This is a genomic window from candidate division WOR-3 bacterium (assembly GCA_039801365.1).
Classification (GTDB): domain Bacteria; phylum Hydrothermota; class Tepidihabitantia; order Tepidihabitantales; family Tepidihabitantaceae; genus JBDRUN01.
In genome coordinates this window covers 1-13807 of the sequence record JBDRUN010000077.1, presented here as the reverse complement: position 1 = coordinate 13807, position 13807 = coordinate 1, and the positions used below count along the sequence as shown (strand labels likewise).

Genomic DNA, 13807 nt, shown 5'->3' with positions numbered 1-13807 from the left:
ATCCTCCATGGTTTGATAGCTTTACAATCATACTCGGTCGGGCCAGAAGGATACACCCTGCCCGACCCTTTTTCCAGCCAAGTTACACACAAATAAGGATACTACCTGAGCCAGGCGCCCGGCTTGACCCGATGCAGCGGCCGGTGTTATGATAGTCATGTGAAAGGACCGCCGGAGACCACGTGACTGCATCGCGGCACACCAGAGGAGGATATTATGACCCTGTTCTTAGTCCTGGTTCTTGCAACCATTCCAAACGTCGGGCCAGACGGCAACGTTGATTTCGGAATCACAGGTCGTCAGCAGGCCGTATCTGATTCGCCGCCGGGCTGGAGTGCTGACACGCTCCTGAGCCTCAATGATGGCAAGGAGTCGCGCGACCCGGTACTGACAATTGATACCCGCGGCCGGCTTCACGCCGCTTGGAAGGACAACCGCCGACTGCGAGGCTCGGACGAAATCCATTACCGGTGCCGGGATTCTTCAGGCTGGAGTGAAATATTCGCAGTAGGCAATCTCGACACTGCGCACAACTCACCCGGCATCGCGGTCGGTCCTGACAACAGCGTCCACCTGTGTTTCCTCCGCTGGTACGGCGTGCCCTATGCGTACTACGATCTTGGGTACCGGCGCCGAGATGGCCTGACTGGAAACTGGGACGATGAGGAATGGTTGACCGTTGACGACTCACTTGGGTTCGCGGCCTACCCTCAGACGGCAGTTGCCAGCGACTCCGTGTTCGTATTCTGGCAGAAAGAACGATCAAACCCGGCCGAGATATGGTATCGCTACAACAAAGGCACGGGGTGGAGCGACCGGGTTGCGGTCGTGACTGGCGAGGCGAGGCCAAATGGATACTATGCCGTCGTTTCGACCCGAGACGGCTGGGTTCACATCGTCTGGCAGGACAACCGTGACGGCACGAACCAGCTCTGGCACCGATATTCTCAAGGCGACACATGGTCGGTGCCCGAGCTGGTCACGAACCACGGGTACGCCTGCACCCAGCCTAGCATCGCGACCGATTCTGCCGACAACCTGCACCTGGCGTACTCGGGTGGACAACCTGAAGGTCGAATCCACTACCGCGTCTGGACCAGGGCGACCCGGCAATGGCAAGCACCGACCCGGTTCTATTCATGGTCCGGTAGCCCGATGCCCAAGGTCGCAGTCAACCACGCCACCGGCGAACGACACATGACCCATGTCGGTTACACAATCGGCTGGTGCCTCGCCTACAAGCACTACGACCCGCTGGGCCAAGTCTGGGACACGACCCAGCTCACCTTCAATTACGTCAATACCGGTGCGGCACCGCTGGTTATTGACCCGGAAGGTTTTGTGCACCTGGTCTTCTGGGATCAGCGATTCGGCGAGGAAGAGATACAGTACAAGACCAACCGGATTCAGACCGGCCTCGCAGCCGGCAAGGCAGCCAGCTCGCGCAATCCCCTGCTTATCAGGCCCAGTGTCTTTCGCAGCGGGGGACTACTGCAGAGCAGGCAACGGACTGCGCTGTATGATGCAAGCGGTAGAAAAGCGGCGGTACTCGTGCCCGGCGCAAACCTAGTTACGGTCCAACCCGGCGTCTACTTCGCACGGACTGCTGACGGCGCGGAGCAGAAAGTTATCAGCGTGCACTACTGAACACCACGTGCCGGGAGTCAAGCACCCTGCCGCCAAGACCTTCGCCACGACCATCTCCCTCGGATGGGAAGTAGCAAAAGGCAATCTGTGTCTCAGGTTTGCAGCCTCTGGGACTGCCTAGGATTCCGGCCCTGGGACATCTGCGTTGCTTGACCCGACCGTATTTTCCCCTAGTATGGACATTCCGATTTGAACTGAGTCAGGAGGTCCTGTGGATTTCAAGTATCTCATTGTCAACAAGGCCAACCGTATCGGCTGGGTACGTTTCAACCGGCCGCCGGTGAACGCGCTCAATACCGAAATGGTGCTGGAGATTGAGCGCGCATTCGACTGGTTTGCCGCGCAGCATGATGTCCTCGTGATAGTCGCAACCGGCGAGGGCAGAGCGTTTGTGGCTGGTGCGGATATCGCCGAGATGTCTGGGTTCGACTCAATGCAGGCGCGGACTTTCGCACAGAACGGACACCGGGCGCTGGCAAGGATAGCCACGATTGAGAAACCGGTAATTGCTGCCGTCAACGGTTTTGCGCTCGGCGGAGGGTGCGAAATTGCGCTGGCATGTGACATCCGGGTCTTGGCCGAAGGCGTGAAAATCGGCCAGCCGGAAGTCGGGCTCGGCCTTATTCCCGGCTTCGGCGGCACCCAGCGGCTCGCCCGGCTCGTTGGTCCCGGAATCGCAAAGGAACTCATCTTTACCGGTGACGTAATTGACGCAACCGAGGCTCTGCGCATCGGGCTGGCGAACAAAGTCGTGGCCTCGGACAAGCTCATCCAGACCGTAACCGACATGGCCGGGAAGATTGCAGACCGCGGTCCGACTGCAGTCAGGCTAGCCAAGAGTTGCATCAACCGCGGGTTGGATACCGATCTCGGTACAGGCTGCGCGTACGAAATCGAAGCATTCGGGCTGTGCTTCGCCACGCCCGAAGCACGCGAAGGAACAAGGGCGTTTCTGGAAAAACGGAAGGCTGACTGGAAAGCAAGAAAGGAGTCGTAATGACAATCGGCAGAGCAAAGGACACTGTGATTCTAAGTGCGGCACGGACTGCGATTGGCCGTTTCCTGGGCGGGCTTGCATCTCTGCGCGCGCCGGACCTAGGCGCCGTGGCAATCAAGGCCGCAATCGAACGCGCCGGGGTAAATTCGGCTGAGGTGGAGGGCGTCATCATGGGCAACGTGTGCCCGGCCGGTATCGGCCAGGCACCGGCCCGCCAGGCCGCAATCCTAGCCGGTCTCGCGCCCGAAATCCCGGCGTTGACCGTGAACAAAGTGTGTGGTTCAGGCATGATTTCTATCAATCTGGCATGTCAGATGCTCAAGGCCGGCGATGCCAAGCTCATTGTCGCTGGCGGGCAGGAGTCAATGTCGAATGTGCCATACTACTTGAAGACGTTGCGCAACGGCAACAAGATGGGTGATACCAAGCTACAGGACGGCATGATCTACGACGGCATCTGGGACTTCTTCGGCGATGTCCATATGGGCGCATTGGGCGACTTCACCGCCCAGAAAGCAGGCATCACCCGCGAGGAACAGGACCGCTGGGCAGCCCGGAGCCACGCGAACGCGGTCACCGCAATCAAGGCCGGTAAGTTCAAGGCTGAGATTGCGCCGGTTTCGATTCCGCAACGCAAAGGCGAACCAGTCGTGGTTGACACCGATGAAGGCCCAAGGGCCGACACCACCTATGAGAAACTGGCCGCTCTCAAGCCGGTCTTCACCAAGGACGGCACCGTCACCGCGGGCAACGCATCATCCATCAACGACGGCGCAGCCGCAGTGGTCGTGGCGACCGAATCGTATGCGAAGCAGAAGGGTCTGAAGCCCATCGCCCGCATCGTCGCATACGCTACCGGCAGCGTCGAGCCAAAGATGCTGTTTTTCGCGCCAATCAAAGCAGTACAGACACTGCTTGCTATCCAGGGTGTCAAGATTGACTACTTTGACCTCATTGAGCTAAACGAAGCGTTCGCATCCCAGGTACTGGCTGATGGCAAAGAACTCGGCTGGGACTGGAACAAAGTGAACGTCTGCGGCGGTGGCATCTCACTTGGTCACCCGATTGGTGCGTCCGGGTGCCGGATTGTCGTGTCGCTCATCCACGCGCTGCGCGACCGAGGCCTGTCCAAGGGACTTGCCGCAATCTGCCTCGGCGGTGGTGAAGCGACGGCACTGAGCATCGAACTGATGTAGCGACGGCTGGTCATTACAGACTTCTGCACTGCTGCAATGAAGTCGTAATCACCGTATCGAAGTCCAGTGGTCACAAGGCTCCAAAGCAGCGCCTATCACGCTCCAGACCCGGCAGCCACAGTCGCCCTGGGCCGTGAGTTGGCACAGAACCTTGTGCCTGACGACGTAGTCGCCTTCTATGGCGAGCTTGGTGCGGGCAAAACCACGATGATAAAAGGCGTGGCAGAAGGACTGGGTGTGACTGAGACGGTCAAGAGTCCTTCCTTCGTAATCGTGACCCAGTATCGCGGACGGCTACCAGTGTATCACATTGACCTCTACCGGATAGCGGATGACCGCGAGGCTGATAGTGCACTTGCCGGCGTCGACTTCGAACACTATCTTCAGGCTGGCGGCATCTGTCTGATAGAGTGGGCAGAGCGAGCTGAACCACACCTGCCGCAGCGTACGATTCGGGTACGGCTGTCACTGGAGGGCAGAGGCCGCAAGATTGAAGTGACTTGGCCAGAACAACCTCAAACCCTATAGCAGACCCAACTTGTCAGCAGCTCAGAAAGTCCCGGTCTGCAGCCGTGCCAAGAGAGTGTCCAGCGTAGCTGGGAAATTCACGGTCCGGCCCGGCCCGACGAGCAAGGCCTGACCGGACCGCAGTTCGACCCGAAGCAGGCCGAGCCGGCGTGCCAAGATTCTTACACGGGCAATCTTGAGTAGGTTCAGGACCGCAGCCGGACACTGCCCGAACCGGTCCTCAAGCTCGGCACTGAGGTCCTCAAGCTCAGTCTCGTCCGCTGCACCCAAGAGCCGGCGGTACAGAGCAACCCGCTCATAACTGCCAGGCACATACGCCTCAGGGATGAAAGCACCAACGTCAAGCGACAGTTCAGGCTCAGCCGTGACTGTCTCGCCTTTGAGCCGCGCAGCCGCCTCCCTGAGCATCTGGGCATAGAGGTTCAGTCCGACCCTAGCTACATGACCGTGCTGGCGAGTTCCCAAAATGTCACCTGCACCCCGGAGTTCCAAATCACGCAAGGCGAGCAGGAACCCAGAACCGAGTCGGGAGTAAGCCATTAGTACGGACAGTCTCTTGCGGGCTTCATCAGTCAGTTCCCCACTTCCCGGTACGACAAACAAAGCATAGGCCTGACGTCCTGATCGGCCAACCCGACCGCGAAGCTGGTGCAGGTCGGCAAGCCCGAACTGGTCGGCCCGGTCCACGATGATGGTATTCACATTCGGCAAGTCAAGCCCAGATTCGATGATCGCGGTGGACACTAGCATCTGATGCCTGCCCGCGGCAAAGTCAAGATAGATTCCCGCAAGCTCACGCTCCGGCATCTGGCCATGTGCGACGCAGATGTCAAGGTCCGGAAACAGTCGCTCGAGCCGCCGGACAATGGCCGGTAGCGACGCAATGCGATTGTGCACGAAGAACACCTGCCCGCCGCGGTTCACTTCGCGCTCAACGTAGCGGACAACGAGGTCATCGCTCCAGGACGCAACTTCAGTGAGCACCTCCCGTCGTCCCGGAGGCGGCGTGTTGATCGTCGAAATGTCGCGTAGACCAATAAGCGCAAGGTAGAGTGTTCGCGGAACCGGCGTTGCGGTCAGAGTCAGGACATCCACCGAGGCCTTGAGCCGCTTGATCCCCTCCTTCTGCCGCACACCGAACTTCTGTTCTTCGTCTACGACCAGAAGCCCAAGGTCGCGGAAACGCACCGCGGAACTGAGCAGGAAATGAGTGCCGATAACGATATCCACCTTGCCGGCCTCAATATCTGCGATTATCTGACGTCGCCGTGCTGGCGCAACAAATCGCGAAAGCATCTCGACCCTGACCGGGAAGAAATCAAGCCTCTGTCGGAATAGGACGTAGTGCTGATAGCATAGGATGGTAGTCGGAACTAGCACTGCAACCTGCTTCAAACCGGCCACAGCTTTCAGTGCCGCCCGCAGAGCAATTTCGGTCTTGCCATAGCCGACGTCACCCGCGACCAACCGCTCCATCGGTCGTGGCCGCTCCATGTCCGTCTTCACCGCAGCGAGCGCCGCAAGCTGATCGGGTGTTTCAGTGTAGGGAAAGGATGCCTCAAGCTGAGCCTGCCAGTCTGAATCGGGTGGGAAGGCAGTGCCCGCTATCAAACTGCGTTGAGCCGCAAGCTCTAACAACTCTGCGGCGTACTCGGCGCTGGCCCGTGCGGCCCGGGCCTTAGCCAGTAGCCAGGAACGGCCACCAATACGGTCAAGCTCGACGGGCCTGGCGCTACCGATGTAGCGGTCGAGCATTCCCAGATTCTCGATCGGTACGTACACGCGGTCGTTACCGCGATAGCGCAGCTCAAGGTAGTCCTTCTCGACTCCACCATGACTGAGACGACGCACCCCCTCGAACCGGCCAATCCCGTGGTTGATGTGGACGACATAGTCACCAGGCCTCAGTGCCACGAGGTTATCAATCGGCACGCCCTTGAACCGATGCCGCACTACCTGACGGAGTGGCACGCCGAAGAGTTCGCGTTCGGTCAGCATTACGTAGCCCGAACGCTGGTTAGCGAATCCCGCACTCGTCGGTCCGGCAATGAAAACCGGACTGGTGACCGCCGAGGCCCCAAAACGATTTGCATCCGAGCCAGACATTAGAACCCGCGCCACGCGGGCACAGCGCTTCTTCGTGCTACAGGCAATGAAGTAGCGCCGGCCTGAACTCACAATTTCCGTGCGCAGCAGTCCGAAGTTACCACAATAGCTCGGTGCCGGCAGACAATCGAAGTCGAAATCGGCACCCTGGTCAGCGGTCAAGATGACACGTGGAGTAATGGCACGTATCGGAGTTTCGCTAATTATGACCCACGAAGGCGGAAGTAACTCGACAAGGGTGCGGCCGGATGGCTCAGGCGGGTGCCGCGTGATAACCGAGGTGCTCGCAATCTGTCCGACCGAACGTTGGGATAGCGCATCAAAAGTCCGCAAGGAAGCAATCACGTCGTTTAGGAATTCGCACCGTATCGGCGCCTCAGCACCTTCAGGAAAGACGTCAACGATGCCGCCACGGAGCGCGTACTCACCTGGTTCCGTGACAAGATTGACTCGCTCGTAACCGGCGTCATCGAGCCACTCGACCAAGTTGGCCGGCGAACTGACAAGGCCAGTACTCAGAACAAGCGTCTGCCGCTGGACAGCAACCGGCTCGGGCGCCGGCGACTCAAGGCAGTAGCTGTCGGTAACAAATAGTTCAGGTTCATCCTCCACTACCGTGAGGTCTGCCGGACTGAGGACCGAAGCCGGGACGTTGCCAAGTGTGCGACCGTCAAGTGCGACCGGGCCAGTTTCATTTGGGTCAGAAAGAACAAGGACTACAGGCCGACGCAGACGGGCGGCAAGTTCCGCACCGAACAGTGCGCGCGCGGCGTTGACAACTCCGGTAACACTGACTGACGCACGGCCTTCGAGGCTCGAGACCAGCCGGTCGAACGTCGGCCCGGCTGAGAACAGCCTCGCGAGTGCCTGTGGCTCAGGCCGCACTGTTCCATGCTAGGGAATAATCGGGCCGGTTCAACTGCGGGCTGCACGCAGAAAATAGAGAGGGGCTTGCGGCCCCTCTCACGAAGCATGCCCTCAGGCTACTTCTTCTTTTTCTTCGCGGCCTTTTTTACGGCCTTCTTCTTGCAAGCCATCAGACCTCCTTTGTTGCTACGCGTGATGATATGCCGTCAACTTCGAATGTCAAGCAGGATATCATCATTCCCGAGTCTTTCATTGATGTTCTCTGAGAATGACCTTCGTACGTTAGCAGTTCACCTGCTTTCTGGTGACACTTACTCCAGAGTATCAATGGGCGCGACAGCCGAGCTGTCTGGAACCATCGTCCCTTGCCCGGCCGCGGCCGAGTCGGACGCGGTCGGGGCTGGCCCGCGTTCGAGAAAGAAGGAGTATGAACTGAGACAGAAAGGCTCAATAGTAATGGTCGCTGACTCGGTCTTGTGGCACCCGTCGAGCGCACAGACACTGAACTCATAATCGCCGGCCGGCAGCCTGCGCAACGTGAAAGTTCCGGTAGTGTCGCTGGTCTCGATACTGCCAGCGACCGGACCCTGATAACTAACCCGTGCCCGAAGAATGCGCCGGGTGTTAGCTTCATAGACCGCACCCCACAGCGAGCCGAATCCGGCCTTCCGCAACGCAAGACTGACGTCATGCGTGCCTCTCGGTTCAACGAATACTGAGTCCGCTGCCGGGCTGTGTTCCTCCGCGCTGGCCTTGATACGCAGCCAGCCAGTCTCAACTCCGGAGAGAACAAAGTTTCCATCCTCGTCAGTCTGTGATTCGCCCTGCTGTACCCCCGACAGCTCGAACCGGGCGCGAAGCGGCCGACCCGAAGCGAACTCACGAGTACGAATCCGAACCCGGCCGAACTGCCTTGGCTCGAAGTCGAAGCGTATGCCCAACCGATGAGTAAGTCCGAGTGGACCGTACGGCACCAGCGCGTAGTCTAGATGCAGACGGTCAATGTTGACTCCGGCACCGGCGGTGAAGAACGAAGTCCAAGATAGGCTCTGCCAGTCCTGCGGACCGAGCCGGACACCGCCCCGCAGAGCAAAAAGACGGTTGAGTTCATACTCGCCGCCGAAATGGAGGCTCGGATAGTTATCAATCGGTGCATCTGCGTCAAGCAGCAGACAGAAGCGTGGTGCCGAGTAACTCGCACCAACCCGAATCGAGGTTGGCAGCGGATATTCCTGCGACCCGTACCGCATCTCCGAACCGAGGTTCCGGCCGGAGAACCCGACGCGCAGCCGATGCGTCAACTGGTAGAGCGCGCCGAGGTCGGCCGCAACACCGAGCCCGGTTGTCCGGCTGAGTCTGTCATAGAGCCCCTTGACTGTCAGACCGAGACTGAAGCGACGAGCAACGGTCACACCGTACCCGATCAGGGCGTAGCCGCTGCGTAGTGACACCGAGTCCCCCCGGTTGTTCTCCGGGTCCCAAGTCTCGAGGTCTTCAATGCCTGAATAGACCAGCCCGGCGCCCAAGGAGCCTGGTCCGAGCGGCAGACAGGTCGCAAGATTCTCGTCCCGGGTGTCGAGGAACCACTCGTGGTGCGATAGCCCAAGCTGGGCGGCGCTAAAATGCCCAAGCCCTGCCGGGTTCCAGAACAGAGCGCTGACGTCCGGAACGAGTCCGACATATGTCTCCCCCATCGCACTGGCACGAGGACCTACCGCCACTTTAAGCAGCGGTAGAGCGGTCGTACCGACTTCGCCCGGTCCGAATGATATTAGGAAAGTGAGTAGCAGCAGGTTCCCTGCCATTTCCTGTCCCTCCCCTTGTGTGCCATCACCAGCGGCCTTCTCCCTGAAACCTCGTCCCGAGCTTGCTCTTGTCCCGAACGAAGCTTCCGAAGTTGCCCTGGATCCTGGGCGTCAGACGCCCGGCAAGTTTCCGGCCATCGTAAGTCGGAGACCCAATGCCCCAAGCTCGCCACCAAGCGTACCTTCAGGAATTGTCTAAGACTTGGCAGCGATACGCTAAATGGTCGCATCAACTCGACACGAAATCGGGGCCGGTTGTCAGCAGCATATTCGTGGCCAGTCTGATTACTCATCTCTCAGGTTCGATAATCACCCGGTACGCGGCGCGAGTGGCCAGACTCTGCCGAGGCCACAACTCAAGCAGGCAAATGTACACTCCTGGTGCCAGATGCCGGCCGCTTGCGTTCGTCCCGTCCCATTCGATGACGTGAATTCCCGCATCATAGTCCTCTCCCGTAACAAGCTGCCGGACACACTCGCCCACTCGGTTGTATACCCGCAGGTGCACAATACCTGGCTCGGGGGTACCGAAGAACACCTTGGCCCGGTCGTAGAACGGGTTCGGGTAGGCGTGGACATTCAGTTCCGGAACCGCGGTAACGACTATCAATGCGGTATCCCTGACCGCTGGTTGTCCAGAGAGCGATGCAGAGACGATAACCCGACTGCAGAGCAGCGAGTCCGGATACCCAGCAATGTCGCGGTCACCAGGTGGATAGACACGCAATGCGAACTCAGTCTTCGCCAGTGGCGCGACTCGCGGCAGGTCGGGGAGACTGTCGAAGTCGGTGTCTCGCAGAAGGTTCATTCCTTCAGCGTCGAAGAACGCCGTACGCCAGCCGCGGGCGATTGACCGCGCACTGAGGTTCACGCACGAGCGGATGTTACCGAAGGTTTGTACCCATAGTCGAAGAGTAACGGTATCGGCGAGTCCTAGTGACACATTCTGATCCGGTTCGACGACAAGCCCGGTAATGCCACCTGTAACGAGTGTGACTGCCGTCACACGGTCCTGGATGGCTGAGTCTCCAAAGGACACTGCGACGACGGTCGCCGTATCGCGCTCGCCAAGCTGAATGTATGGGTCTGGCGTCACAAGCAGCGAAATCTCCCCACTTCCGCCCAGCGGCGCCAACGGCCCAACATCGGGCCGGCCGTTTTGGTTACGGTCAGCAAGCTGCTTGCCTTCTAAGTCGGTCAGCCCGTGATTCCATCTGCTCTTCGGCGCGCCCAGTACAAGGTCCGCGTAGTCCTCGACGTTGCCCAGGTTGGTGACTGTCAACTGATAGGTGACAGTGCGGCCAGGCTGGGCTTCGCCCTCTTGGTCCGGCGCGATGCAAATGTCGAGCCGCGGGCGAACTGTGGTCATGAGCCGGACGTCGTCCCACGCCGTACGGTTACTGCCCGAAGTAGCACGCACTTCAGTCGAATCCGTGACTCTGCCTAGCTCGGTCATCAATACCGTGACCCGGCAGACGAACCGGACCGAATCGTCCGCGGCCAAGTGACCCAGGTCCGGAAGCGAGTTTGCGTTATGGTCTGTCAGCGGAACACTCCCGGTGGAGTCGAAAAACTGCACGACCCAGCCAGCCCTCGTGCCTCGGCTGGTTATGTCAATCGTATCGGCCGAGTTTCCTCTATTCATGCAGGTAAGAAAGTAATCAACCGTGCTGCCCGGTGCTGCACTGCAGGCCGAATCGGGTTCTAGCACAACCATCCGGCACACGCCGAATACCGTTGCCCGGAGCTTGTCGTTTGCCGGCCACATATCAGTATGCAGTGCAGTCGAGCAACTGAGCATTTTCTCGCCTGGCTCAACGACCCACGGTACAAATTCAAGGTCGGCCCAGCCACCCGGCACAAGGGAATCAGCGAACGCCAGGCTGGCATAAAGCGGACCAATACGGAACACGACCGGAATCCGCTCAACTACCGTACCCAGATTGTGTACCCTGGCCTTCGGGATGCAGGTGTCGCCCACCGACACAAACGCACCGGGTGAGATGATTGAGACCGTTGCGGCGTCCCGCCACTGCACTTCAACCGCCCCATCTCTCCAATCATTTCCCGGATTCTCATCCTGCTCAAGCCGGGTTGTACACCGAACCACGTGGTAGCCGATTTGGTCCGCAATCCACAGTTCGAAGTGAACTGTGTCGGTTCCGCGGGATGGAATCAGCTTAGTTCGATTCGATGAGTAGAAGTCACCGATGCGCATCTCTACGGGAATCTCGATTGGATTCGGGCCATAGTTAGCGATGCGCGCTTTGGGCGTGACGAGATGGCCGGAGTCAACCGCACCGGATGGAACAATGATTTCAAGAACCGCGGCGTCAAGCTGATGATGGACGTACACCGACTCGTGGATAGCGTTGTTCTTGGCATACTCGTCACCAGCAAGCGCAACCGAACAGGTGACGGCGACGTAGCCATGCGGGTGTGCACACCATTCGCGAAACGTAACGGTATCGGCCTTACCCGGGTCCAGGACCTTGCGCCGCGAGCGCAGGTAGTCGGCACCGATTCGGAATAGCACCGGCACCTCGGTCCGACTGGAAGAGAGATTGACAATACGAGCCACCGGGTTCACGGTCATCCCTGAATCTACAACTTCCTTCGGGCAGAGAATCTCCAAGGCAGCGGCATCGTGTCTCGCAATGACGGTCACCGAAGCGTCGAAAAAGTCATTAGCATCCTGACAGTCACCAAGGAGTGCAGTCGAACAGCGGACCGCATGAACCCCGGTGATAGCTGCAGTCCATTTCGGGAAAAACACGGTATCGGCCTCGCCAGGCTCCACCGCAACGCACACCGTCGAGTCATAGTCTGGTGTGATTCTCATCCTCACCACGATAGACTCAGGCGAGGTTCCGTAGTTCGCAACAACCGCGACCGGAAAAGGGGTTGCGCCTGTGTCCACCTGTCCGATAGGAGCCAGGACCTGGACGGCCGCGGCGTCGCGAAAAGACCGGACTCTCACCGACCCGGTCTTGAAGTCATTCTCCGGCCGCTCGTCTCTGGTAAGTGCGGTCGAACACTGCACCGTCAGCTCCCCGACTGGCAGGGCGATCCAACCCGGGAATCGGACCGTATCCTTACTGGCCGGCTCTAGATACTTAATGCGCGTTTCCTCGTAACCTTCGCCGATGCGCATAATGACTGGGATGACAGCAGCGGAAGGGCCGTAGTTACAAATTCGGCAGAGCGGCGTAAGCACGGTACCAGAATCAACCAAGCCGAGCGGACAGTAGAGGTCGGTGACTGCTGCATCTGGGTGTGTCAGTACCAGGACTGAGTCAACGGCGAGGTCGTTGGCGGTCGCCGTGTCGGTCGCCAACGCCGTAGAGCAGCGGACTGCAAGTATGCCGGCAGGGCCGGCAGACCAGTCATTGAACTCGACAAAGACGGATTCTGCTGGACTGACCACGACCGTACGGCTGTCAGCATAATCCGGGCCGATCGTCATCAGGACCGGCACCAACTCCTGCGTAGCTCCGTAGTTCGCAACCACAGCACACGGCGTCACAACCGTGCCGGAATCAACAGTTCCGGTCGGCGCCACGATTGCGCAGCAGCCGACGTCGTGTCTAGCTACAACGGTAGCTTGGCCTCGAACCGTGTCGTTCGACGGATCAAGGTCCCCGACGAGTGCCACCGAGCAGCACACTGGGAACGAACCCAGCGTGTCAGCGGCCCAGCCTGGGAACATGAGAGTCGTACTGGAGTCGGGTTCAAGCAAGACCAAGGTTGACTCGCGATACCCGACACCAATGGACATGTACGCAGGAAAGAGCTGGGTGTGGGTACTGTTGTTGCGTACGACAGCCCGGGGGATGATGACGGAACCGGAATCCACGAAGCCAGTTGGTGCAACTAACCTCTGTGCCTCGACGTCGGTCCAGACCCGTACGGTCGTCAAAGTGCTCATGGTGTCGTTTGCCGAGAGTTCGTCACCAGCAAGCATGGTCGAACAGCGCACGGCGTGTGTACCAACCTCAATTGCGAGCCAGTCCGCGAATTGTACCGTATCTTGAGTACCAGACGCGATGTGCTTCGACCTCACATCGGTATAGAAAGTCCCGATCTGCAACTTCACCGGAACATCCTGGGGTCCAGTAGAGTTGTTGATGACACGGACCACGGGCTTTACAATCGAGCCAGAGTCAATCGGCCCAACCGGAGCAATGATAGCGGTGACACCAGCATCGAGTCTAGCTACTACCATGACTTCCGCACTGACGGTATCGTTTTGCGGCCGCTCGTCACGGTCGAGCATCGTGGAGCACCGGACTCCAAACGTTCCGAGTGGCGAAGCAGTCCAAGCCAGGAAGAACACAGTAGTGCTCTCGCTCGGTGCCAGAAACACCTCGGTTGTATCCGAGTAGTCAGTGCCGATTTGCATCGCAACCGGTATCATCGCCTCGCTCGTACCAAGGTTGGCAACTCTGGCACTAGGTACGACCACGACGCCGGAGTCAATTGTACCGGCTGGCATCTTGATACTGATGGCGGCGGCATCAATACGCCGGATGACGGTGACATTGTTAGCGATGGTGTCGTTCTCTGGGTGCTGGTCCATGGCAAGCAGGGTCGAGCAGCGGACCGGGAATGTACCGACTGCTTCTGCACTCCAGGTATCAAAAGTGAAGGTGTCGGTCTGA

Annotated in this window: 7 protein-coding genes; 4 read left to right on the top strand and 3 right to left on the bottom strand. The window is 59.0% G+C overall.

Going from position 1 to position 13807, the window contains the following annotated elements; genetic code table 11:
* Window positions 1–216 precede the first annotated feature (216 nt).
* From ABIL25_09040 to tsaE, 4 genes are all read left to right on the top strand, one after another.
* Complete coding sequence (locus ABIL25_09040; protein MEO0082420.1) at window positions 217–1647, top strand: hypothetical protein; 1431 nt, start codon at window positions 217–219, stop codon at window positions 1645–1647.
* A gap of 211 nt (window positions 1648–1858) precedes the next feature.
* On the top strand, window positions 1859–2644 hold the full coding sequence (locus tag ABIL25_09035) for an enoyl-CoA hydratase-related protein (GenBank protein ID MEO0082419.1): 786 nt from the start codon (window positions 1859–1861) through the stop codon (window positions 2642–2644).
* Window positions 2644–3840: an acetyl-CoA C-acetyltransferase gene (locus ABIL25_09030; GenBank protein MEO0082418.1), complete on the top strand. Its 1197-nt coding sequence runs from the start codon at window positions 2644–2646 to the stop codon at window positions 3838–3840. The genes ABIL25_09035 and ABIL25_09030 overlap by 1 nt, the downstream gene beginning before the upstream one ends.
* Before the next feature lie 66 nt (window positions 3841–3906).
* A complete protein-coding gene (tsaE, locus tag ABIL25_09025) occupies window positions 3907–4368 on the top strand; it encodes a tRNA (adenosine(37)-N6)-threonylcarbamoyltransferase complex ATPase subunit type 1 TsaE (protein MEO0082417.1) in 462 nt (153 codons plus the stop codon).
* Window positions 4369–4389: 21 nt separating this feature from the next.
* Here the strand turns inward: tsaE and mfd are convergent, their stop codons facing one another.
* From mfd to ABIL25_09010, 3 genes are all read right to left on the bottom strand, one after another.
* Window positions 4390–7359: a transcription-repair coupling factor gene (gene mfd / locus ABIL25_09020; GenBank protein MEO0082416.1), complete on the bottom strand. Its 2970-nt coding sequence runs from the start codon at window positions 7357–7359 to the stop codon at window positions 4390–4392.
* A 293-nt stretch (window positions 7360–7652) separates the two neighbouring features.
* A complete protein-coding gene (locus tag ABIL25_09015) occupies window positions 7653–9146 on the bottom strand; it encodes a PorV/PorQ family protein (protein MEO0082415.1) in 1494 nt (497 codons plus the stop codon).
* 289 nt (window positions 9147–9435) lie between these two features.
* A partial coding sequence (locus ABIL25_09010) for a hypothetical protein (GenBank protein MEO0082414.1) occupies window positions 9436–13807 on the bottom strand: 4372 nt, incomplete at its 5' end.